Annotated in this window: 17 protein-coding genes; 6 read left to right on the plus strand and 11 right to left on the minus strand. The window is 74.0% G+C overall.

The window, feature by feature from the left end; genetic code table 11:
- Positions 1–33: 33 nt before the first annotated feature.
- From ACFWEK_RS05325 to ACFWEK_RS05345, 5 genes are all read right to left on the minus strand, one after another.
- The gene (locus tag ACFWEK_RS05325) at positions 34–1,806 is read right to left on the minus strand and encodes an MDR family MFS transporter (protein ID WP_430553347.1); all 1,773 of its coding nucleotides are present in this window, start codon (positions 1,804–1,806) and stop codon (positions 34–36) included.
- Positions 1,807–1,855: 49 nt separating this feature from the next.
- A complete protein-coding gene (locus ACFWEK_RS05330) occupies positions 1,856–2,320 on the minus strand; it encodes a MarR family winged helix-turn-helix transcriptional regulator (protein WP_430547813.1) in 465 nt (154 codons plus the stop codon).
- A 69-nt stretch (positions 2,321–2,389) separates the two neighbouring features.
- Positions 2,390–3,241: an SDR family oxidoreductase gene (locus ACFWEK_RS05335; RefSeq protein ID WP_430553348.1), complete on the minus strand. Its 852-nt coding sequence runs from the start codon at positions 3,239–3,241 to the stop codon at positions 2,390–2,392.
- Between the two features lie 8 nt (positions 3,242–3,249).
- Positions 3,250–4,929: a phosphoglucomutase (alpha-D-glucose-1,6-bisphosphate-dependent) gene (gene pgm, locus ACFWEK_RS05340; RefSeq protein ID WP_430553349.1), complete on the minus strand. Its 1,680-nt coding sequence runs from the start codon at positions 4,927–4,929 to the stop codon at positions 3,250–3,252.
- A 54-nt stretch (positions 4,930–4,983) separates the two neighbouring features.
- Positions 4,984–6,342 (minus strand): acetamidase/formamidase family protein, encoded by a 1,359-nt coding sequence (locus ACFWEK_RS05345; protein WP_430553350.1) that lies wholly within the window; start codon positions 6,340–6,342, stop codon positions 4,984–4,986.
- 258 nt (positions 6,343–6,600) lie between these two features.
- Between ACFWEK_RS05345 and ACFWEK_RS05350 the strand changes: the two genes are divergently transcribed.
- Positions 6,601–8,541, plus strand: a complete 1,941-nt coding sequence (locus ACFWEK_RS05350; RefSeq protein ID WP_430553351.1) for a calcineurin-like phosphoesterase C-terminal domain-containing protein — start codon at positions 6,601–6,603, stop codon at positions 8,539–8,541.
- A gap of 39 nt (positions 8,542–8,580) precedes the next feature.
- Here ACFWEK_RS05350 and ACFWEK_RS05355 read toward each other — a convergent pair whose 3' ends face one another.
- Entirely contained in the window at positions 8,581–9,933 is a 1,353-nt protein-coding gene (locus ACFWEK_RS05355) for a M20 family metallopeptidase (RefSeq protein ID WP_430553352.1), read from the minus strand.
- A 145-nt stretch (positions 9,934–10,078) separates the two neighbouring features.
- On the opposite strand from ACFWEK_RS05355, the gene ACFWEK_RS05360 reads away from it, so the two are divergent.
- Complete coding sequence (locus ACFWEK_RS05360) at positions 10,079–11,644, plus strand: AbgT family transporter (protein ID WP_430553353.1); 1,566 nt, start codon at positions 10,079–10,081, stop codon at positions 11,642–11,644.
- A gap of 54 nt (positions 11,645–11,698) precedes the next feature.
- On the opposite strand, the gene ACFWEK_RS05365 is transcribed toward ACFWEK_RS05360, so the two are convergent.
- A complete protein-coding gene (locus ACFWEK_RS05365) occupies positions 11,699–13,339 on the minus strand; it encodes a family 10 glycosylhydrolase (protein ID WP_430553354.1) in 1,641 nt (546 codons plus the stop codon).
- 175 nt (positions 13,340–13,514) lie between these two features.
- On the opposite strand from ACFWEK_RS05365, the gene ACFWEK_RS05370 reads away from it, so the two are divergent.
- Entirely contained in the window at positions 13,515–14,468 is a 954-nt protein-coding gene (locus ACFWEK_RS05370) for a peptidoglycan DD-metalloendopeptidase family protein (RefSeq protein ID WP_430553355.1), read from the plus strand.
- Positions 14,469–14,476: 8 nt separating this feature from the next.
- On the opposite strand, the gene ACFWEK_RS05375 is transcribed toward ACFWEK_RS05370, so the two are convergent.
- A complete protein-coding gene (locus ACFWEK_RS05375) occupies positions 14,477–15,265 on the minus strand; it encodes an SDR family oxidoreductase (protein ID WP_430553356.1) in 789 nt (262 codons plus the stop codon).
- A 112-nt stretch (positions 15,266–15,377) separates the two neighbouring features.
- On the opposite strand from ACFWEK_RS05375, the gene ACFWEK_RS05380 reads away from it, so the two are divergent.
- The 3 genes from ACFWEK_RS05380 to ACFWEK_RS05390 all read left to right on the plus strand — a co-directional run bounded on the left by ACFWEK_RS05380 (position 15,378) and on the right by ACFWEK_RS05390 (position 17,832).
- Positions 15,378–16,229, plus strand: coding sequence for a helix-turn-helix transcriptional regulator (locus tag ACFWEK_RS05380; protein ID WP_430547803.1), 852 nt, complete (start codon positions 15,378–15,380; stop codon positions 16,227–16,229).
- A 125-nt stretch (positions 16,230–16,354) separates the two neighbouring features.
- Complete coding sequence (locus tag ACFWEK_RS05385; protein WP_430547802.1) at positions 16,355–16,741, plus strand: PadR family transcriptional regulator; 387 nt, start codon at positions 16,355–16,357, stop codon at positions 16,739–16,741.
- The gene (locus tag ACFWEK_RS05390) at positions 16,738–17,832 is read left to right on the plus strand and encodes a hypothetical protein (protein ID WP_430547801.1); all 1,095 of its coding nucleotides are present in this window, start codon (positions 16,738–16,740) and stop codon (positions 17,830–17,832) included. Before ACFWEK_RS05385 ends, ACFWEK_RS05390 begins: the two co-directional genes overlap by 4 nt.
- Before the next feature lie 37 nt (positions 17,833–17,869).
- On the opposite strand, the gene ACFWEK_RS05395 is transcribed toward ACFWEK_RS05390, so the two are convergent.
- From ACFWEK_RS05395 to ACFWEK_RS05405, 3 genes are all read right to left on the minus strand, one after another.
- Entirely contained in the window at positions 17,870–19,222 is a 1,353-nt protein-coding gene (locus tag ACFWEK_RS05395; RefSeq protein ID WP_430553357.1) for a glycoside hydrolase family 6 protein, read from the minus strand.
- Between the two features lie 133 nt (positions 19,223–19,355).
- Positions 19,356–20,849 carry an adenylosuccinate lyase gene (purB, locus tag ACFWEK_RS05400; protein ID WP_430547799.1) on the minus strand — a complete coding sequence of 498 codons (1,494 nt, stop codon included), beginning with the start codon at positions 20,847–20,849 and terminating at the stop codon, positions 19,356–19,358.
- A 104-nt stretch (positions 20,850–20,953) separates the two neighbouring features.
- Positions 20,954–22,240: an FAD-binding oxidoreductase gene (locus ACFWEK_RS05405; protein WP_430553358.1), complete on the minus strand. Its 1,287-nt coding sequence runs from the start codon at positions 22,238–22,240 to the stop codon at positions 20,954–20,956.
- Positions 22,241–22,326: the final 86 nt, after the last annotated feature.

Here is a 22,326-nt window from a genome sequence, read left to right on the forward strand (position 1 = left end):
CCTATCTTCGGGGGTGTGGGGGGCTTTTTTTTTTTAATACCCCCCCCCCCGGCCGGGCCCCCCCCCGGGCCGGCGGGCGCGGCGGGGGGGCCCCCCGGGGGGGGGGCGGGCGCGCGGGGCGCTCGGCTCGGCGCCGACCGCGACGAGCTCCGGGGCGTAGGCCTCGGAGTCCTCGCCGGCCTCCGTGGCCGCGGAACCGGCCTCCTCGGCGGCGGACTGGTCCATCGCGCCCTTGGTCTGCAGCGGGACCTCCTTGATGAAGACCACGAGCAGGAAGGCGACGAGTGCGGCGCACGCGCCGATGAGGAAGACGTCGGCGATGCCGTGCCCGTACGCGGCCTCGAGGACTCCGCGCAGGGGCTCGGGCACCTGGTCCATGTCGGGGATCTCGCCGGAGCCGCCCGTCGCGCCCTGCGCGAGCTCGGCGCCCTTCGGCCCCAGGTTCCGCAGGCCGTCCTCGACGTAGTCGGGGATCCGGTGCGCCAGGACGGCGCCGAGCGCGGAGACGCCGATCGCGCCGCCGAGCGAGCGGAAGAACGTCACCAGCGAGCTGGCGGAGCCGAGGTCGGCGGGGGCCACCTGGTTCTGGGTGCAGAGCACGAGGTTCTGCATCATCATGCCGACACCGACGCCCATCACGGCCATGAAGACGGCGACGTGCCAGTACTCGGTGTCGTACCGGATGGTGCCCAGCAGCCCGAGCCCGGCGGTGAGCAGCAGGGCGCCGGAGACCAGCCAGCCCTTCCAGCGACCGGTCCTGGTGATGATGAGGCCGGAGAGGGTCGACGAGACGAACAGGCCGCCGATCATCGGGATCGTCATGACGCCGGCCATCGTCGGCGACTTGTCGCGCGCCAGCTGGAAGTACTGGCTGAAGAAGATGGTGCCGGCGAACATCGCCACGCCCACGAAGAGGGAGGCCACCGAGGACAGGGCCACCGTGCGGTTGCGGAACAGCCGCATGGGGATGATCGGCTGGGAGACCTTCGACTCGACCAGCACGAACAGCAGGACGAGCACGAGCGCGCCGCCCGTCATCGCGTAGGTCTGCCACGAGTTCCAGTCGTACTTGTCGCCCGCGAACGTGACCCACAGGAGCAGCAGGCAGACGGCGGCGGTGGAGAGGAACGCGCCGCCCCAGTCGATCTTCACGTTGTCGCGCTTCACGACCGGCAGGTGCAGCGTCTTCTGCAGCACGACCAGGGCGACGAGCGCGAACGGCACCCCCACGTAGAAGCACCAGCGCCAGCCGAGCCAGTCGGTGTCGGTGATGAAGCCGCCCAGGAGCGGGCCGCCGACGGTGGCGACGGCGAACGTGGCGCCGAGGTAGCCGGAGTACCGGCCCCGCTCGCGCGGCGCGATCATCGTGGCCATGACGATCTGCGCCAGGGCCGACAGACCGCCGGTGCCGATGCCCTGGAACACGCGGCAGACGATCAGCCACTCCGCGGACTGGGCGAGCCCCGCCGCCGCCGAGGCGAGCACGAAGATCACCAGCGCGACCTGCACCAGCACCTTCTTGCTGAACAGGTCGGCGAGCTTGCCCCACAGCGGGGTGGTGGCGGTCATCGACAGCAGCGAGGCCGTGACGACCCAGGTGTAGGCCGACTGGCCGCCGCCGAGCTCGGCGATGACCTCCGGCAGGGCGTTCGAGACGATCGTGGAGGACAGGATCGCGACGAACATGCCCAGCATGAGGCCCGACAGGGCCTCCAGGATCTGGCGGTGGGTCATCGAGACCCCGGCCTGGTGGTCGGTGCGCCCGCGCTTGGCGTGCGCGGGCGCCGCCGCTGTGGTCGATGCCATGAAGGTCCTTCCGAGGTGCTGCGGGGGAGGTGCTGCGGGTGTGGGCGCGTCAGGCCCGGGCGGGGACGGCGGCGCGGGCGGACGTCGGGCACTCGGCGAAGCTGCCGTGCAGCCGGGCCATGAGCTCCGTCAGGCGGTCGATCTCGGCGTCGTCCCAGTCGCCCATCCGCTCGGCGAGCAGACCGGCGGTGGTCGCGGAGATCTCCTCGAGCTTGCGGCGCCCCTCCGAGGTCAGGCTGAGGATCCACGACCGCCGGTCGTCCGGGTCGGGCGTGCGCTCGACCCACCCCTGCTCGACGGCGTGGGACGCGTGCCGACTGGTGACGGACGGGTCCAGCCACAGCAGGTCGGCCAGGCGGCTCAGCCGCATCGGCCCCTGTCGCCGCAGGGTCGACATGACCGCCGTCGGCCCGACGGCGCAGTCGTGCGGCAGGTTGCGCACGATGGTGCGCTTGACGACGCCCACGGCGCGCAGCTGGCGCTGGAGCTCCTCGTACCGCGCGTGCTCAGGCATGCTCGCCCACCCCCATGTTGGTTGCGGGGAGCAAACATAAAAAGGTTGCCTGCTGAAATCAAATGGATGTCAGGGAGTGGTCGTGCGGCGCCGCGCCTCGCGCGCCATCGTCGCCATCGCGCGGACCCCGTACCGCAGGTGCACCCGCTGGGGGCGGCCGCCGCGCGTCAGGGCGTCGGTGCCCCCGTCGCAGTAGACGACCTGGCCGGTCGTGAAGCGGTTCTCCCGGGAGACCAGGAAGGCGAGCAGGTCGGCCACCGGGGCGACGGGCCCCGGCGCGCCGAGGGGCTGGGGGAGCGCCGTCTCCAGGAGGACCCGGTCGCGCTCCCAGGTGCGGGTCACGACGTCCGTGGCGACGATCCCCGGGGCCACGGCGTTGAGCACGATGCCGTCGCGGGTCCACTCCGGCGACACGGCGGTCGACCGTGCCCACAGGTTGAGGGCCGCCTTGCTGGACCGGTAGAGCTGGCTGCCGCGCCCGGTGCGGACCAGCCGGCGCGCGACGGCGAGCGCGCGCCGCTCGTCTCCGCTGCGACAGGCGCGGACCAGCGCCCCGCTGCCGCGGTTCAGGGTCGACGACGACGAGACGACGACGGCGGCGGGGGCGTCAGAGGCCGCCAGGAGGTCGCGCAGGCCCTCCAGCACGGCGGTGGCGCCGAAGTAGTTCAGCGCCACCGTCTCCGGCCGGGGCGCACCGGCCCCGGCCGCCGCGACGACGCCGTCGACCCGCCCGCCGCTGAGCGACCGCACCCGCTCGACCAGGTCCGCCCGGCCCTCGGGGACGGTGAGGTCGGCGGGGACGTCCACCTCGTCGGTCAGGCCGCACGTGATCACCCGCCCGCGCGCGGCGAGCAGGTCGGCGACCGCCCGGCCCAGGCCGGAGTCGGCGCCGGTGACGACGTACGTGCGCGGGTCCGGCACGGCGGTCGTCAGGCGTCGCCGAGCGCGCCGTCGACCAGGTCCTTCGCGGCGGCCTGCACCTCGGAGAGGTGGTCGGCGGACACGAACGACTCGGCGTAGATCTTGTACACGTCCTCCGTGCCCGACGGGCGCGCCGCGAACCACGCGTCCTTCGTCGTCACCTTGAGGCCGCCGATCTTCGCGCCGTTGCCCGGCGCCTCGGTGAGCGTCGCCGTGATGTCCTGGCCGGCGAGCGTCGTGGACGTGACCTCGTCGGGGGAGAGGGCGGACAGCCGCGACTTCTGCGCGCGCGTGGCCGGCGCGTCCACGCGGGCGTACCAGGACTCGCCGTAGCGACCGACGAGGTCGGCATGGTGCTCCGACGGCGTCCGCCCGGTCGTCGCGATGATCTCGGAGGCGAGCAGCGCGAGCAGCAGGCCGTCCTTGTCGGTGGACCAGACGCGGCCGTCGCGGCGCAGGAACGACGCCCCCGCCGACTCCTCGCCCCCGAAGCCGACCTCGCCGTCCAGCAGGCCGGGCACGAACCACTTGAAGCCCACGGGCACCTCGACCAGCGTGCGGCCGAGGCCCGCCACGACGCGGTCGATCAGCGCCGACGACACGAGCGTCTTGCCGACCGCCGTGCCCCCCGGCCAGCCCGGCCGCGCGCCGCCGTACAGGTACTCGATCGCGACGGCCAGGTAGTGGTTGGGGTTCATCAGCCCGGCGTCGGGCGTGACGATCCCGTGCCGGTCGGAGTCCGCGTCGTTGCCGGTCGCGACGTCGTACGGCGCGTCTCCCGACATCTTCTCCACGAGCGACGCCATCGCGTACGGGGAGCTGCAGTCCATGCGGATCTTGCCGTCCCAGTCGAGCGTCATGAACGACCAGCGCGGGTCCACCTGGGGGTTCACCACGGTGAGGTCGAGGTCGTACCGCTCGCCGATCGCGCCCCAGTACTCCACCGACGCGCCGCCCAGCGGGTCCGCGCCGATGCGCACGCCGGCCGAGCGGATCACGTCGAGGTCGACGACGTTCGGCAGGTCGTCCACGTACGTGGTGAGGAAGTCGTGCTTGTGGGTGGTGTCGGCGCCGAGCGCGTCCTCGAGCGAGACCCGGCGCACGGACGCGAGCCCGCCGGTGCGCAGGATCTCGTTGGCGCGGTCCGCGATCCAGCCCGTGGCCTCCGACCCGGCGGGGCCGCCGTGCGGCGGGTTGTACTTGAAGCCGCCGTCGCGCGGCGGGTTGTGCGACGGCGTGACGACGATGCCGTCCGCGAGCCCCGGGCCCTGCGTGCGCACGCCGTCGCCCGTCGTCGCGCCGTTGTGGATGAGGATCGACTGCGACACGGCGGGCGTCGGCGTGAACGAGTCGCGCGCGTCGACCATCACCGTGACGCCCGCGGCGGCCAGCACCTCCAGCGCCGTCTGCCACGCCGGCAGCGACAGGGCGTGCGTGTCCCGGCCGATGAACAGCGGGCCGTCCGTGCCCTGCGAGGCGCGGTACTCGACGATCGCCTGCGTGATCGCGGCGATGTGCGCCTCGTTGAACGCCGTGTCCAGGCTGGAGCCGCGGTGCCCGGACGTGCCGAACACCACCTGCTGCGCCGGGTCCGCGACGTCCGGCACGAGGTCGTAGTACGCCCCCACCACCTGGTCGACGTCGATGAGGTCGATGTCCTGGGCCGGCTTCCCCGCGCGCTCGTGCATGGGTCGATCTTGCCAGTCGTCGTGGCCGGGTGTCAGGGCGGGCGCCCCCGTCCGTCAGCGCCGGAAGTCCGCCTTGCGCACCAGCCCGTGCACGCCCACCGTGCGGTCCACGACCTGCGAGACGGCGAAGTCGGCCGCCGCGGACAGGTAGGCGTACGCGATCGCGCGGTCCAGGCCCTGGTCGTGCTCGAGGAAGTCGAGGGCGTTGACGACGGCGCGCCGCATCGCGACGTCGAGGTCGGAGCCGTTGCCGCCCACCGCGCCGTCCGGGTCGGACAGGCCGATGGGGATCCAGGCGTCGGCGGTCTCGGCGAACGGGTACGAGTACGCGACGGAGGGCGCGTCGCCCGAGCCCGGCTTGCACACGGTGAGGCGGAACGTGCCCCGCAGCGAGCCCTCCATCGCGGTGAGCGCCACCTCCCCGTCGCCCATCGCCATGTGCGGGTCGCCGACGTAGAACAGGGCGCCTGGCGCGCGCACCGGGAGGTAGAAGGTGGAGCCCGCGCCCAGCCGGCTGATGTCGATGTTGCCGCCGCCCAGCGTGGGCGGGATCGAGTTGGCCTCGGGGGCCGTGAGCCCCGTGTTCTCCGAGAACGCGACGCCCATCGTGCCGAAGAAGTACCGCAGCGGGAACGACACGCGCGAGCGGCCCTCGCCGATGGTCGCCCTGCCGCCGCGGATCTGCGCGAGCACGGACACGTTGCCGTACTCGGTGGGGACGCCGGTGGCGCGGCCGTCCGTCGCGACGGGAGGCATCACCTCGTCGAGCGTGATGCCGGCGGGCGCGCCCGAAGCGGTGAGCGCCAGCGCGCCCTTGCCGTGCCGGGACGAGATGACGCCGTACGGCACCCGCGGGACGACGTCGAGCGTCTCGATCTTCAGCACGTCGCCGGGCTCGGCGCCGTCGACGTGCACGGGGCCGGTGATGACGTGCGGGCCGTCGGTGTCGAAGTCCCGCGGGGTGCGGTCGTAGCCGCCGGCGATGGCGACGGCGTCGTCCAGCACCTCGCGGCGTCGGACGCCGCGCTCGCCGAACCACGCGACGGGGTCGCGGCCCTGGTCCTCGAGGATGCCCTCGTGCGACACCGAGTCGATGGTGATCGTGCGGCCGGACCGGACACGCGTGACGGCGGTCGCGTGCACGGAGGGCACGTAGCCCCACAGGACGTCGTCGACGTCGGAGCGCAGGTAGTGCTCCCCGCGGATGCGGCCCTGGCCCGGCTGCAGGATGCCGCCGAAGCTGCCCGCGCCGCCCCGACCCGCCGCGGTGGTGCCGCCCGAGGTGGCGGCGGCGGGGACCGCCGCGCCGACCGTCAGCGCTGCCCCGGCGCCCACGCCGGCCGCGGCCTGCAGGAAGCGCCGGCGCCCGAGGCCGGCGGTGAGGGTCTCGGTAGCGTCTCGTCCGTCGTGCATGGTGCTCCTCCTGAGGTCGACTGGGCCCGACGGTAGGGAGCCCGCATGACGCCCGTGTTCGGGACGGATGTCCGCCCGGTAACGGGCGGACCTCGTTCGCGGGGCGTTTGCCGGGGGCACTCTGACGTTCGGCTGCCCGGCGTCTCGACGTCACCGGACGGTTGCCTCGGCCGCCTACCGTCGTCGCCATCGGCATGCCGGAGCGCCCTGACGAGGGCGTGTACTCGATCCGCTCTCTCACGACCCCGGAGGAAGTACATGAACCCCCGCAGCATCCGCCAGGCCTGTGCCGCCGCCGGCGCCGCCTCGCTCGTCGGGCTGGTCCTCGTGGCGCCCGGCGCCGCGGCCGCGCCGTCGCCCGACCCGGCCGAGCTGAAGGCGGCCGCGGCCGCCCAGCGCGCCCAGGCCGGCCTGTACACCGGCCACGTCGAGGTCGTGCGCGGCGAGGCCGCCGACCCCGAGGTGCTCGCCGGCACCGTGTTCCACGACAAGGACGAGGACTCCACCCAGGACAAGGGCGAGAAGGGTGTCGCCGGCGTCCAGGTGTCCAACGGTCGCGACGTCGTCACGACCGACGGCAAGGGGCGCTACAGCCTCCCTGCCTTCGACGACATGACGGTCTTCGTCACCCAGCCCGCGGGCTACCAGGTGCCGGTGGACGAGAACGCCATCGCCCAGTTCAGCTACAACCACCTGCCCGAGGGGTCGCCCGACCTGAGGTACGGCGGACTCGAGCCCACCGGGCCGCTGCCGCAGGCCGTCAACTTCCCCCTCGGGAAGTCGAAGGCGACCGGCAAGGCGAAGCAGAGCTGCCCGATCGCGGCCGACACCCAGACGTACGACCTCACCCAGGTCGGCTACGCGCGGGACGGTGCCGTCGCGGACCTCATGGCCCGCGACGACTACGCGAGCTGCGGCGTCCTGCTGCTCGGCGACAACGTGGGCGACGACCTGAGCCTGTACCCCGAGCTCAAGGACATCTACGCCGCCGCGAACGGCCCGGTCCGCATGGCGCCCGGCAACCACGACATGGACTACGACGCCGCCGACGACTCCCGGGCCCTGGACACGTTCCGCCAGGAGGTCGGCCCCGGCTACTTCTCCTACGACGTCGGGCAGGCGCACGTCGTCGTCCTCGACAGCATCGTCTACAAGGGCGCCAAGCAGGACGGCACGAACGGCGGCTACTGGGAGCAGATCGACGACCAGCAGCTCGCCTGGCTCGAGGCCGACCTCGCCGAGGTGCCGAAGAACAAGCTCGTCGTCGTCGCGACGCACGCGCCGATCGTCGACCACCGCCAGGTGATCGTGGACAACGCCCCGGCGCTGTACGACGTGCTGCGCGGGCGCAACGCGGTGACCGTCGGCGGGCACACGCACATGCTGGAGAACCTGCTGCCGGGCGACACCCGCGCGGAGTGGCGGGCGGGCGGCGTCGAGGAGCTCGAGCACACCCAGCTCGTGGCCGGCGCGGTCTCCGGCGACTGGTACTCCGGCGGCCTCGACGAGCAGGGCCTGCCCTACGCGTACATGGCCGACGGCGCCCGGCCGGGCGTCCTCACCCTGGACCTCGACGGCAACGCGTTCGCCGAGCGGTACACGATCCGTGGGGAGCAGGACGACCTCCAGCTCGCCCTCGGCGTGAACACGCCGCACTGGCGCGACTGGGCCGGCCAGGCGCTCGCGTGGCGTGACGGAGGCAAGGAGGGCGACGCGCCGGCGCTCGGCGACGAGCGGCTGGTGAGCGCCGACGACCTCGCCGGCGACAGCTGGCTCACCGCCAACTTCTACGCCGGCTCGTCCGCCGCGAGCGTCGAGGTGTCGATCGACGGCGGCGCCGCGGTCGAGGCCGAGCACACGCAGCCGATGACGGGCGAGTCGCTGCGCACCGGCTGGGAGTACTCCGACCCGACGGCGGCCACACGCAACCTGTTGACCAGCGGGAACGCGACGCGGTCGAACGCGCACCTGTGGCGGCTGCCCCTCCCCGAGGACCTCGGGGCGGGCACGCACGCCGCGACGGTGACGGCCGTCGACGACCACGGCCGGGAGTTCACCGACACCCTGCGGTTCACGGTGGCCGACGACCGGCCCGCCGCGACCGCGACCGTGCTGCGCGGCGACGTGCCGAGCGACGACGCGCCGGTGCAGCCGGCGCCGCAGGGCCCCGCCGACCCGGCGGAGCTCAGCGCTCGTTGACCGGTACCGCACGCTGACGGGCGTCGCCCGCCGACCCGCTCAGTCGAAGTAGGTCGGCACGTCCAGCGGGCCGCCGTGCGCGACGAACTCGTCGTGCACGGCGGTCCGCAGCGCGTCGTCGGTGAGGTACTCCAGCGCGGTGAGGGCCAGCCCGACGGCGCCGTCGACGGCGGCGGGCACGGCCGCCGGGCCGCCGGCGGCGTCGGCGAACTCGGCGGTGTGCAGGGCGACGTCGGGGGCCGAGACCTGGATCAGCGGGTGCATGCCGGGCACGCGGAACGACACGTTGCCGAAGTCGGTGGACGCGGCGAGCGTCTCGGACACGACGCCGGGCGGCAGCGGGTCGCGCCCGCGCCGGTGCTGCGCCGCCACCCAGCGCTCCGTGAGCGCCGCGTTGGTGCGGACGGGCAGGCTCGGCAGGGCGCCGTCGTCCCACACGATCTCGACCTCGGTGCCGGTCATGAGCGCCGCACCGCGCGCGACGTCGTCGAGCCGCGCGGACAGGTCGCGCAGGGTGTCCGGATACTTCGACCGGGCGTAGAGCCGCATCACCGCGCGCTCGGTGATGATGCTGGGCCGGGTGCCGCCCTCGACGACGGTCGCGTGCACGCGGTCCACCGGCGGCAGCTGCTGCCGCAGCAGGCCGATGCCCTGGTAGGCGAGGTTCGCGGCGTCGAGCGCGTTGCGCCCCATGAACGGCTGGGCGGACGCGTGGGCGGGGCGGCCCGTGAACGTCCAGGTGAGCAGCCGCCGCCCCAGCCACACCTGCTCGGCGACGTCCTGCCCGTACGGGTGGACCATGATCGCCGCGTCCACGTCGTCGAACGCACCGGCTCGGGCCAGCACCTCCTTGCCGGAGCTCCCCTCCTCGGCGGGGGTGCCGAGCAGGACGACGCGACCCGCGGGCGCGCCCGCCGAGGCGAGGACGCCGCGCAGCGCGAGGAACGCGCCCACCCCGGCGGCGGCGATGACGTTGTGCCCGCAGGCGTGCCCGATGACGGGCAGCGCGTCGTACTCCGCGCAGATCGCGATCGTCGGGCCGTCGCCGGCTCCTGTGAGCTCCGCGCGGAACGCCGTCGGCACGCCGTGCGCGCCGAGCTCGGCGTCGATCCGGTGCCGGGCCAGCACGTCGACCAGCAGGGCGGCGCTGCGGTGCTCCTCCCAGGCGGGCTCCGGGTCGGCGTGCAGGCGTTCGACGACCTCCCGCAGGTCGGGCTCCAGGGCCTCGGCCGCGCGCTCGACGGCGTCCGCGACGGCGGCGGGCAGCAGCGAGGGGGCGGCGTCGGACGGCGGGGCCGCCCGCCGGCGCTCCTCGCTCTCGTGGAACAGGTGGTCGAGGTAGGCGGTGCTCGGGCGGGCGGGCTGCGTGGCGTTCGCGTCGGGCACGGTCATGTCAGGCATCGTAGGGAAGCCGGCGCGGCGCCCGGGAGGAAACGCGCGAATCTCACGATGCGGACGAATGCCTCGCGACGGATGACCGGGGCCACTACGTTCGGGCGGACACGCCCGCGGTGGCGGGCCGACCCGAGGAGACCGCGTGACCACCGTCGACGCACGATCCCGCACCGACCGGTTCCTGGCGTTCGTCGAACGGGTCGGCAACAAGCTGCCCGAGCCGTTCACGCTGTTCCTCATCCTGTTCGGCGTCATCGCGCTGGCGTCCACGGGCATGGCGCTCGCGGGAGTCACCGTGCAGATGCCCGGGAGCGACGAGGTGGTCGAGGTCAAGGGCCTGTTCACCGCCGAGGGGATGACGTGGCTCACCGAGAACCTCGGGGAGAACTTCCTGGGCTTCCCGCCGCTGGTCACGGTGCTGCCGATCCTCATGGCGGTCGGCGTGGCGGAGAAGTCGGGCCTGCTCGGCGCCGCCGTGCGGTACGCGTTCGGCTCCGCGCCGCGGTGGGCGCTCGCGTACGCCGTCGGGTTCGTCGGCGTGATGGGCAGCATCATGTCCGACACCGCGTTCATCATCATCCCGCCGCTGGCGGCGATGGTGTTCCGCGCGGCCGGGCGGCACCCCGTCGCGGGCCTGCTCGGCGGGTTCGCCGCGGCCGGCGCGGGGTACTCCACGAACATCCTCGTCACCAGCCTCGACGCGCTCTTCGCGGGCATCACCAGCTCGGTCGCGCAGATCCTGCCGGACCCGGGCGCGCCCGTGAACCCGCTGTCGAACTGGTTCTTCAACGCCGTCTCGTCGATCGCGCTCGCCCTGCTCGCGGGCTTCCTCATCGACAGGGTGCTCGAGCCTCGCATCCGACGCCAGGGCGTGCCGACGGAGCAGGTGGTCGAGGACGGCGAGGACCCGCTCGCGGACGCGACTGCGGCCACGACGACGGACGAGCGCCGCGGGCTGCGGAACGCGCTCCTCGTGGCGCTCGGCGTCGCGGCGGTCATGGCGGCCGCCGTGCTCGTGCCCGCGTCGCCGTGGCGCAACGAGGACGGCGCGTTCCTGCCCGAGTCGCCGCTGCTCAGCTCGATCGTCTTCATCGTCTTCACGATGTTCCTGGTGCCGGCGATCGTCTACGGGCGCGCGGTCGGCACGGTCCGGCGCATCGAGGACGTGCCGATCATGTTCGGCCAGGCGCTCAAGGACATGATCGGGTTCGTCGTGCTGGCGTTCGTGCTGGGCCAGTTCATCGCGCTGTTCAACTGGTCCGGGGTCGGGCAGTGGATCGCGGTGTCCGGGGCGTCGGCGCTCGAGTCGATCGGGCTCACCGGCTACGGCGCGATCCTCGGGTTCCTCGTCGTCGCGTCGCTGCTCAACCTGTTCATCATCTCGGGCTCGGCGCTGTGGACGCTCATGGCCGCCGTCTTCGTGCCGATGTTCGCCCTCATCGGGTACGAGCCCGCGTTCGTGCAGGCGGCGTTCCGCGTGGGCGACTCGGCGACGCAGATCATCACCCCGCTCAACCCGTACATGATCGTGCTGCTCGCCTACCTGCGCCGGTGGGAGCCGAGCGCCGGCCTCGGCACCGTGATGGCGCGGCTGCTGCCGTTCACGGTGTGCTTCTGGCTCGTGTGGGCCGCCATCCTCACCGTGTTCTTCGTCCTCGACCTGCCCGTGGGCCCCGGCAACGGGATCTTCCTCTCCTCCGCCGGTTGAGCCTGCCGAGACCCTGCGACCGGGTCTCGACAGGCTCGACCGTCGTGGGGCCGCTCAGCCGGCGGTGCGGCTCCGGCTCGGGGCGGACTCGTTCCACAGGCGGTCGAGGGCGGTGACGGCGTACGTGTACCGCTCGCCGCCCACGGCCGTCGCGTCCGTGAAGGACTGCAGCACCTGCCCGTCCGAGCGGACCGTGCCGAGCAGCTGCGTGGCGTCCTCGACGTCCACGGGGACGCGGTCCCCGGTGGCCCGGTAGACGGCGAACGACGTCGCGCGCCGCCGGTGCGGCGCCGCGTCCACCCAGCGCAGCCGGACGCCGTCGCGTTCGCGTCGCGCGTGCGTGAGCGTCGGCCGCTCGACGGCGGTGCCGGGCAGGTGCGGCATCGTCGGGACGAGCGCGGGATGGCCGTAGTGGTCCGCGAAGACCCGCGACATGGAGCCCTGCGGGTCCTGCGGCACGTGCACGGCCGAGAAGAACACGTTGCCGTGCACGGGGGTGCCCTGCTCCGTGACCTCCTCGCAGAACGTGAGGTGGTTGCTGAGCTCCGCCGGGTCGGTGAACACGCCCGACGTCACCTTGTACAGCGCCTCGCCGATGTACAGGTGGGTACCGGCCGTCGCCGCGACGTCGGCCCACCACGGCACGAGCTTGGCGTAGTCCGCGACGGCGAGACCGAACTGCCAGTAGATCTGCGGGTTGATGTAGTCGAGCCAGCCCTCGAGGACCCACTTGCGGGTGTCGGCGAACTGCAGGTCGTAGCTCTGCGAGCCGCCGGTCTGCGAGCCGCGCGGGTCGGTCGACGCGTTGCGCCAGATGCCGAACGGGCTGATGCCGAACTTGACCCAGGGCTTGAGCTCCTTGATGCGCTCCGAGACGGTCCGGACGAACTCGTCCACGTTGTGCCGCCGCCAGTCCTCGATCGTCGCGAAGCCGCCGCCGTGCTCGGCGTACGTGGCGGCGTCGGGCAGGGTCTGGCCCGCCACGGGGTACGGGTAGAAGTAGTCGTCGAAGTGCACGCCATCGACGTCGTAGTGCTCGACGCTGTGCAGGATCGCGGCGTAGATGTGCTCACGCGCCTCCGGCAGGCCCGGGTCGAAGTAGAGCTTGCCGCCGTACGGCCACACCCAGTCGGGGTGCTGCCGTGCAGGGTGCTCGGGCACGAGCTTCGTGGGGTCCGTCTGCATCGACACGCGGTACGGGTTGTACCAGGTGTGCAGCTCGAGGTTGCGGGCGTGCGTCTCCGCCACGACGAACGCGAGCGGGTCGAAGCCCGGGTCGCCGCCCTGCGTGCCGGTGAGGTACTGCGACCAGGGCTCGTACGGGCTGGGCCAGAACGCGTCCGCCGTCGGCCGGACCTGCACGAAGACGGCGTTGAGGTGCATGCCGACGGCGACGTCGAGCCAGTGGAGGTACTCGGCCTTCAGCTCGTCCGCGCTCAGGCCGGTGCGCGACGGCCAGTCGATGTTGACGACCGACGAGATCCACATCGCGCGCAGCTCGCGCTTGCGGGCGGTGGTTCCGGCGGCGCCCCCCGGGGCGGCCTCCGCGGCCGCGGCGGGCGTCATCGAGCCGACGGCCACGGACAGCGCCGAGCCGGCCACCCCCGCCGTCGCGAGGGAGAGGAAGCCGCGCCGGTCGAGGGCGCGGGCGTTCGCGCTGCCGTCGGCTCGGCCGGTCGGATCGGGGTGCGTCATTGCAGACCTCCGGTGGTCAGGCGTGGGTAAGGGAGTTTCATGCTCGCGAGTACCTGTGAAGACGAGTGTCGCGGATGCCGCACCGCGCGCGCCACCCCGACGACTGTGCTTACCGTGCGTTCGGGCAACGACGCCCAGGACCTTCTGACGCGGAGAGGGCACCACCATGCGCACCGTGCGACGCATCATCACGACCGGAGTCACCCTGGGGGTCGCCGCAGCCGTGGCCTTCACGAGCGGGGTCGCGGGGGCGGGTGCCGCGACGGCCGCCGTCCGGCCGCTCCCCGACAAGAGCTACGGGCTCTCCTCCTACTACGGGCCGCGATGCATGCCCATCAGGGGAGCGTCCACCTACCACCTCGGCCAGGACATGAGCGCGAAGAAGGGCACCCCGATCAAGTCCGTCGCCCCCGGCACCGTCGTCAAGGCCGGGTCGGCGCCCGGCTTCGGCCAGGTCGTGGTGGTGCGCTCCAACGCCGACGGCGGCAAGGTCTTCGCCGTCTACGGCCACGTCGTCGACGGCGACAAGTACGTGAAGGCCGGCAAGTACGTGAAGCGCGGTCAGCGCATCGCCGACGTCGGCAGCTCCGGCACCTCCACCGCGCCGCACCTGCACCTGGAGATCTGGAAGCGCGCGTACAAGGGCTCCGGCAGCACCACCGACCCGCTGCCGTGGATGAAGAACCACGGGGCGTCGCTCACCGCCGGTGCGGCGTGGGCGTACCAGCGGGTCGTGCCGAAGTCCTGCAACTACTACACGACCACCACCGTCAACCTCCGCTCCGGCCCGGGCACCGGCTACCGCGTGCTCAAGTCCGTCAAGGTCAACCGCTGGCTCACCGCCAAGCCCGGCGCCGGGTCAGGCGTGTGGCGCAAGGTGAACTACGGCGGCACCACCGGCTGGATGCACGCGAACTACGTCTCCCCGGGGCTCACCTCGCTGGGGACGCGGTACGTGGAGGTGAACGGGCTGCGCCTGCGCTCCAAGCCGAGCACCAGCGGCAAGGTGCTCGACTCGCTGAGCAAGGGCGAGGCCGTGAAGAAGATCTGGCCCACCTCGAACGGCTGGGTCAAGGTCTTCGTCAACGGCAAGCAGGGCTACGTCTACGCGAAGTACCTGCGCAAGTAGGCCGGCGATCAGGTCGTCTGCGAGCCCGCGGCGTGCCGGTCGGTGGCGTTGAGTCGCGCGAGCGTCGCGTCGTAGGTCCCCGACGTCTCGGCGAAGCGGAGGAACTTCACGCCCTCGACGAGGATCTCGTGGGCGCCGGGACGGGCCGCGAGGAGCTCGACCGCCTCGTCCGCGAACGCGTCCAGCGGCATGGCGATCGGGTTGTCCTCCTGCCCTGGCATGAGGGCCGTGCGGACCGCGGGCGGCACGATCTCGATCACCTGCACGCCCGCCGGCTCGAGCTGCAGCCGGATGCCCTCGCTCAGCCGGTGGATCGCGGCCTTGGTCGCGTTGTACGTGGGCGTCACGGCGAGCGGCACGTGCGCCAGCCCCGAGGAGACCGTGACGAACGCGGCGCCCGCGCCCGACCCTGCGCGGGCGCGCAGGTGTGGCAGGAACGCGGCAGCCAGGCGGATCGGGCCGAGCAGGTTCGTGGTGACGGTGCGCTCGGCGGTGGCGAGGAAGTCGGACGACGTCCAGTCCTCGGGCTGCATGATGCCAGCCATCGCGACGACGGCGTCCAGGTCGGGGTGGCGCTCCAGCACGACGTCGCGGGCCGCCTCGATGCTCGTGGCGTCGGCGGTGTCGACGCGGACGGCGTCGATCCCGGGGTGGGCGGCGACGATCTCGTCGAGCAGGGCGGTGCGGCGGCCGCCCACGATCACGGTGCTGCCGCGGGCCTGGAGCCGGAGGGCGAGCGCGAGGCCGATGCCGCTGGTCGCGCCGGGGATGAAGACGGTGCTGCGGGTGAGGTCCATGCCCCCACCCTGTGGGGCCATGCGCGGAGGCGGGAGAGGAGCGGTCGTCGGGGGACCGACGATCCCTGGCTGCGGCCTGGCCCGACCGGCGTCGGCGGCGGACGATGGGCGCATGGAGCGTGCCGCCGACCGTCGAGAGCTGGCCGAGTTCCTGCGCCGTCGCCGGGAGGCGGTGCAGCCCGCGGACGTCGGCCTGCCCGCGGGCGCCCGGCGTCGCACCGCGGGGCTGCGGCGTGAGGAGGTCGCGGCGCTCGCCGCCATGTCGGCCGACTACTACACGCGGCTGGAGCAGCGGCGCGGCCCGCAGCCCAGCGAGCAGATGCTCGCGTCGCTGGCGCGGGCGCTCCGGCTCACGGACGACGAGCGCGACTACCTGTTCCGCGTGGCCGGCCGGGGGACGCCGGACCGGGTGACGATGTCGTCCCACGTGTCGCCCGCGCTGCTGCGCGTGCTCGACCGCCTGTCCGACACGCCCGCCCTCGTGCTGTCCGCGCTCGGCGAGACGCTCGTGGCCAACGATCTCGCCGTCGCGCTCCTGGGCGACCGGTCGGCGCTGACGGGGTGGGCGCGCAGCGACGTCTACCGCTGGTTCACCGACCCCTCCGAGCGGCTGCTGTACCCCGAGGACGACCGCGACCGGCAGGGGCGCTCCCTCGTCTCCACGCTGCGCGCGGCGCACGGGATGCTCGGCCCGCGCTCGCGGGCTGGCGAGCTGGTCCGCGAGCTGCGGGAGCGCAGCCCCGAGTTCGCCGAGCTGTGGGACCGGCACGAGGTGCACCAGCGGTTCGCCGACCACAAGACGCTCGTGCACCCGCAGGTCGGGCCGATCGAGCTGGACTGCCAGGTGCTGTTCACCGAGGACCAGACCCAGGCGCTGCTGGTGCTCACCGCGCCTCCGCGCTCCGAGGCGGAGGAGAAGCTCGCCCTGCTCGCCGTCCTGGGCCAGCAGGCCATGGCGCGCTGACCCCGGCGCGATGCCGAACAGGCGGTTGTGCACCCCCCTCGCGGCGTATGGGGCGCACCACTGCCTGTTCGGCGACCTGCGTGTCGAGCGTTGCATACCTTCGTGACGAGAGTATGGTCCTCGGCATGGCATCGAAGCCCCCAGGCAGACCGCTGCAGGAACCCGCGTTCCTCGTCCTGTCCGCCCTCGCGCAGGGGCCGGCGCACGGGTACGGCATCTCCAAGGACGTCGAGGAGAGCTCCGGCGGGCGCGTCACGCTGCGCGCCGGCACGCTCTACGGCGCGATCGACCGGCTCGTGGCCGCCGGCCTGGTCGAGGTGGACCACGAGGAGGTGGTCGATTCACGGCTGCGGCGCTACTACCGCCTGACCGTCGAGGGCAGCACCCGGCTCGACGCCGAAGCCCGCCGGGCCGAGGCGCAGGCACGTCAGGCGCTGGACCGGCTCGCGGCGCGGCGGACGACGCGACCGGGCCGCGCCGTCGCCGGCGGTCTCGGGGAGGTGCCGGCATGAGCGCCGACCGCCCCGACCCGACCGAGGCCACCGCCGTCGTGCCCGCCCTGGTGCGCGACTTCCAGCGGATCCTGCGGCTGTTCCCCTTCGCATACCGCCGCGCGCACGGCGCCGAGATGCTCGGGCACCTGCTCGACGCCGCCGCGCCCGGGCAGTCGCGGCCCGCGCGCGGGGACGTCGTCGACCTGCTGCGCGCCGCCGCGCGGGAGTGGGCGCTCGCGCCGCTGGGACCGTCACCGGAACGCCGACGGCGGGGCGCCGTCGGCGTGCTCGTCGTGCTCTCCGTCGTGCTCGGCTACCCGGCGGCGTCCTCGCTCGGCGCGGTGGCGCTGGGCGTCGCCCACGGGAACGACGTCGCCGGCCTCGCCGTCGCGGTGCCGCTCGCCCCGGGGTGGGCGCTGTGGGCGCTCGCCTCCCTCGCGCTCGCCGCCGGCCTGTTCCGGGCCGCCGTGTGGCTGCTCGGCGCGGCCGCGGCGGCGACCTGGGTCGTGCTGGGCGGCATGACGGTCGTCGGGGCGACCGGCGGCGACCTGTTCCTGGTGCTCTCCGGGCTCGGGTGGGCGGTCGCGCAGTCGGCCCTCGTCGTGGCCGCAGCGATGCTCGCCGCGTCCCAGGGGCTCGTTCCGGCTCCCCGGGGCGTCGCCGGGCCGGTCCGGGTGGCCGGCGCCGTCGGCGCGCTGATGCCGGTCGTCGCTCTCGCCCGCACAGCCCTGGGGCTCGCGCCCTGGTGGCCGGCGCATTACGCCCCCGTCGCGGAGCTGGGCGGGGGCACCGTCATGGTCGGCACCTGCCTGCTCGCCGGGGGCATGCTCGTGTCACGCCGTGCCCGGCAGGCGCTGCCCGTGCTGGCGGGAGTCGGCGCGGCCGTCGTCGTCGGCCGGACCGGGCTGATGGGCTCGCGGGGGCTCCTGCCGATGGACGTCGTGGACGTGGGGAACCTCTGGGTGCTGCTCGCGATCGCGCTCGTCGTCACGGCGTCGACACGCTGGGTCGTGAACCGCGTCGACGAGCTGGCGGACGCGCGGGCCCGCCTCCGGCGGGATGCCGAACAGGCGGTTGGTTCCGGAATGGGCGTCGTCGGAGGCCCATGACGGTGTCAACCGCCTGTTCGGCGTCGCGGGGTGCTCGCTACCAGCTCGCGTTGCGCGCGAGCTCCAGCGCGATCTCCTGCCACCACGCGCCGGCGGCGGGGCCGCCGTTGCAGGCGCCGTCGCTCTCACCGGGCCGCTTGACCCACAGCAGGGCGTCGAGGTGCGACCCGTCGTCGACGGCGGCGGGCCGCTCGCCCAGGGCGCGGCCGCGCGGGTTGCACCACTCGCCGTTCGAGCCGTTGCCGTTGCGCGACGTGTCGACGACGAACGGCACGCCGCCGAGCAGGGCGGAGACCTGTTCGCCGTAGGCGCGCGACTCGTCGGTGGTGCGGTAGTTCGACACGTTGAGCGCGAAGCCCGTGACGTGCTCCAGCCCCACCTGCTGCAGCCTGCTCGCCGCCTCCGCGGCGGGCAGCCACGCCGAGTGGCCGACGTCGAGGTACACGCGGGCGCCGGCCTCGTCGAGGATGCGGGCGGCGTCGGCGAGCATCCCGACGCGGTCGCCCTGACCGTCGCAGTCGCCGAGCTGGGGGAGGGCGTCCGGCTCCAGCACCACCCACGGCTCGCCGACCATCGCGCCCGCGACCTGCGCGACCCACGCGCGGTACTCGGCCTCGTCCGTGCCGCCGCCGGAGTGCGAGCCGCAGTCGCGGCCGGGGATCGCGTACACCGCCAGCAGCGGCGTCGCGCCCGCGGCGGCGGCCCGGCCCGTGTAGTCCGCCACGCCGGCGCTCGCCTCGGCGGGGTCGGCGTCGGTGACCCACGACGCCTGCGGGGTCGTGGCGATCTTCTCCAGCAGCGCGCGCTCGGTGCCCGACGCGGCCTGCCAGGCCTCCCAGGCCTGCGTGCCCTCGTCGACGAAGAACGTCGCGTCGGCGGGCCCGCCCGGCTCGTCGGTGGGCGGGTCGGTCGGCTCCGTGGGCGGGTCCGAGGGATCCGTCGTGGGGACGTCGCCCGTGCAGGCGACGCCGTCGAGGCTGAAGCTCGCCGGCACCTCCGCCGCCCCTGCCGACGTCCCGATCAGCCCGAACGATGCCGTCGCGCCCGCCGCCAGCGTGCCGTTCCAGCCGACGTCGGCCACGCGCACCTGCGCGCCGTCCTGCGTGAGCCGGCCGTTCCAGACCTGGGAGACGCGCTCGCCGTCGGCCGGCTGCCAGGACACTTCCCAGCCGGTGCGGGCGTCGCCCAGGTTGGTCAGCGTGACGTCGGCCTGGAACCCGCCCGACCAGGTGCTCGTGACGGCGTAGTCCACCTCGCAGGCGGTCGGCGCGCCGGCGGCGGCCGTGGCGAGGGTGACGGCGCCGGCCGTGAGGCCGGCACCGCCGACGAGGGCGGCCGCGGTGAGGGCGGCGACCCGGGCGGTCGGTCGAGGGCGTCGTTCGGTGCGCATGCGAGGCTCCGTCGCGTCGTGGGTGCGGACGGGGCCCACGCTAGGAGCGCGCCGGTACGTCGCGGCCCCTCCTAAACGCTTCGGGCGGCCTCGACGCCTCGGGTCTCGAGCCGGGTCGGCGCAGGACGCCGGGTCAGGCGAGGTAGTCCTCGACCAGCCGGGCGGCGATGCCGGTGTACGACGCGGGCGTGAGGTCCGCGAGGCGCGCGGCGACGTCGTCGGGCAGGCCGAGGCCGGCGACGAACTCGCGCATCCGGGCGGCGTCGACGCGCTGCCCGCGCGTGAGCTCCTTGAGGCGCTCGTACGGGTTCTCCATGCCCTCGACGCCGGCGACGGACGCGGCGCGCATCGCGGACTGGACGGGCTCGCCGAGCACCTCCCAGTTGTGGTCGAGGTCGTCGGCCATGAGCGCGGCGTTGACGTTGAGCGCCTTGAGGCCGCGGCGGACGTTGTCGATCGCGAGCAGCGAGTGGCCGAAAGCCGGGCCGATGTTGCGCTGCGTGGTCGAGTCGGTGAGGTCGCGCTGCAGGCGGGACGTCACGAGCGTGGCCGACAGGGTGTCGAGCAGCGAGCACGAGATCTCGAGGTTCGCCTCGGCGTTCTCGAACCGGATCGGGTTGACCTTGTGCGGCATGGTCGACGAGCCGGTGGCCCCCGCGACGGGGATCTGCGTGAAGAAGCCCAGCGAGATGTACGTCCACACGTCGGTCGCGAGGTTGTGGAGGATGCGGTTGAAGCGGGCGACGTCGGCGTAGACCTCGGCCTGCCAGTCGTGCGACTCGATCTGCGTGGTCAGCGGGTTCCACACCAGGCCCAGATGCTCGACGAACGCCTGCGACACGGCCGGCCAGTCGGCGCCCGGGACGGCGACGACGTGCGCGCCGTAGGTGCCGGTGGCGCCGTTGAGCTTGCCCAGGTACTCCGCGCCCTCGACCCGGCGTAGCTGGCGGCGCAGGCGGTGCGCGAGGACGGCGAGCTCCTTGCCCATCGTCGTCGGCGTGGCCGGCTGCCCGTGCGTACGGCTGAGCATCGGGACCTCGGCGTGCTCGCGCGCCATCTCGGCGAGCTGGTCGGTCAGTGCGGTCGCGGCGGGCAGCCACACCTCGCGCACGCCGCCCTGCACCATGAGCGCGTACGAGAGGTTGTTGATGTCCTCGGACGTGCACGCGAAGTGCACGAGCTCGCTCGCGGCGGGGAGGCTGGTCTCGCCGAGGACCTCGGGCGCGGCGGCGATGCGGCGCTTGATGAAGTACTCGACGGCCTTGACGTCGTGCACCGTCTCGCGCTCGATGGCGGCGAGCTCGGCGATCTCGTCCGCGCCGAAGGTCGCGGGGATCCGGCGCAGGTAGGCGATCTCGGCGTCGGTCAGCGTGGGGGCGCCGGGGACGACGGCGCCGGGGGTCGCCGTCGTGCCGTTGCACAGCGTGACCAGCCACTCGACCTCGACGTGGATGCGCGCGCGGTTGAGCGCGGCCTCGCTGAGGTGGTCCACCAGCGGCGCGACAGCGCCGCGGTAGCGGCCGTCGAGCGGCCCGAGGGCGATCGGCGGGGTGACGTCCGCGAGGTTGACGCGGGTCTGGACGTCGGACGGCGAGGTCTGCGGCGCGGGGGAGGTCACGGCCCACATTCTCCCACGGGCCCCGAGCCGACCGCGGCAGACCGTTGTGGGTGGGATCGTGGCCCGCTGAGGGGCGAGAACTGGACCACGATCCCACCCACAACGGTCGGAGGTCAGCCGAGGAGCGGGTAGCTCCCGCGGACCGTGCCGCGCGGGTCGCGGGCGCGCTTGAGGTCGCGCAGGCGGGCGAGCGCGGCGTCGTCGTACGCGGCTGCCGCGCTCTCGCCGGGGGCGAGGAACGTGGCGGGCTTGCGCAGCGTGGCGATCCCGGCCAGCTCGGCCGGCAGCGCCTCGAGGCGGTGGCCGACGGCGGCCGCGAGGCCCGGCTCGAACGCCAGGCCGAACGCGTACAGCAGGTAGGGCTCGTCGATCGCGCCCAGCGCGCCCGCGCCGTCGCCCGGCGCGGCCAGGGCGCCGCCCAGGTGCCGGAGCTGGAGCACGAGCAGCGGCGCGACCGAGGTCGTGAACAGGCGCTCCACCGCCTCGTCGTCGATCCCCTGCAGCAGCTCGGCGCGGCCCTTCCCCGCGGCGGGGTCGGTCGGGTCGGCGGTGATGTCGCCGACGTCGGCCAGCGCGACCGGCCCGATCGCCGCGTCGACGCCCGGCCCGAGGACGTCGGGGACCGCGGCGAACGGGGCGAGCAGCTCGCGCGCCGCCGCGGCGTCGCCCAGGTACGCGGCGTGCACGACGACGACGGCCGGAGCCCCGGGCGCCTCCACCCGCGACAGCCAGACGCTGAGCTCGGGCGGGGCCGCGGCGGTGACCTCGCGGAAGACGCCGAGGACCTCGGCGGCGCGCGCGGCCGGCCAGGCGACCTTGCCGCCCGCGAACGCGGGCAGCTCGACCAGGTCGATCTCCATCGCCGTCACGACGGCCAGGTCGCCGCCCCCGCCGCGCAGCCCCCAGAACAGCTCGGGGTCGGAGGCGGCGGTGACGGTGACCTTCTCGCCCGCGGGGGACACGACGTCGAACGACCGCACGTGGTCGGCCGCCAGGCCGTGGGCGCGGCTGAACCACCCCAGCCCGCCGCCGAGGGTGTAGCCGACGGCGCCGACGCCGGGGGCGCTCCCGAGCAGGGTCGTGAGGCCGTGCGGGGCCGCGGCGGACTGCACGGCTCCCCACGACGCCCCGGCGCCGACCCGGGCGGTGCGGCGCACCGGGTCCACCTCGACGGCGTCGAGCGCGCGGGTGCGCAGGAGGACGGTGCCGGCCACGTCTCCCGACGCGCCGTGACCCGTCGACTGGGCGGCGACCGTCAGCCCGGCGTCGCGCGCGTGCCGCACCGTGGCGGCGACGTCGTCGGCGTCCGCGGCCTCGACGACGGCCGCGACGGGCTGCCGGACGGCGAGGTTCCAGGGGGTCGCGGCGGCGTCGAAAGCGTCGTCGCCGGGCAGGAGCACCCGCCCGCGACATGCTCCAGGGCACCGAGACCGCCAACGCCTCCAACGCCGCCATCATGGGCATCCTGGAGCGCCACGTGGCCCGC

The sequence above is a fragment of the Isoptericola sp. NPDC060257 genome (genome assembly GCF_042726645.1).
Lineage (GTDB): Bacteria > Actinomycetota > Actinomycetes > Actinomycetales > Cellulomonadaceae > Isoptericola > Isoptericola nanjingensis.

Coding starts and splice junctions, on each gene's coding strand:
- ACFWEK_RS05325 (WP_430553347.1), bottom strand. CDS start 1,806: ATGGCATCGACCACAGCGGCGGCGCCCGCGCACGCCAAGCGCGGGCGC.
- ACFWEK_RS05330 (WP_430547813.1), bottom strand. CDS start 2,320: ATGCCTGAGCACGCGCGGTACGAGGAGCTCCAGCGCCAGCTGCGCGCC.
- pgm (WP_430553349.1), bottom strand. CDS start 4,929: ATGCACGAGCGCGCGGGGAAGCCGGCCCAGGACATCGACCTCATCGAC.
- ACFWEK_RS05345 (WP_430553350.1), bottom strand. CDS start 6,342: ATGCACGACGGACGAGACGCTACCGAGACCCTCACCGCCGGCCTCGGG.
- ACFWEK_RS05350 (WP_430553351.1), top strand. CDS start 6,601: ATGAACCCCCGCAGCATCCGCCAGGCCTGTGCCGCCGCCGGCGCCGCC.
- ACFWEK_RS05355 (WP_430553352.1), bottom strand. CDS start 9,933: ATGACCGTGCCCGACGCGAACGCCACGCAGCCCGCCCGCCCGAGCACC.
- ACFWEK_RS05365 (WP_430553354.1), bottom strand. CDS start 13,339: ATGACGCACCCCGATCCGACCGGCCGAGCCGACGGCAGCGCGAACGCC.
- ACFWEK_RS05375 (WP_430553356.1), bottom strand. CDS start 15,265: ATGGACCTCACCCGCAGCACCGTCTTCATCCCCGGCGCGACCAGCGGC.
- ACFWEK_RS05380 (WP_430547803.1), top strand. CDS start 15,378: ATGGAGCGTGCCGCCGACCGTCGAGAGCTGGCCGAGTTCCTGCGCCGT.
- ACFWEK_RS05385 (WP_430547802.1), top strand. CDS start 16,355: ATGGCATCGAAGCCCCCAGGCAGACCGCTGCAGGAACCCGCGTTCCTC.
- ACFWEK_RS05390 (WP_430547801.1), top strand. CDS start 16,738: ATGAGCGCCGACCGCCCCGACCCGACCGAGGCCACCGCCGTCGTGCCC.
- ACFWEK_RS05395 (WP_430553357.1), bottom strand. CDS start 19,222: ATGCGCACCGAACGACGCCCTCGACCGACCGCCCGGGTCGCCGCCCTC.
- purB (WP_430547799.1), bottom strand. CDS start 20,849: ATGTGGGCCGTGACCTCCCCCGCGCCGCAGACCTCGCCGTCCGACGTC.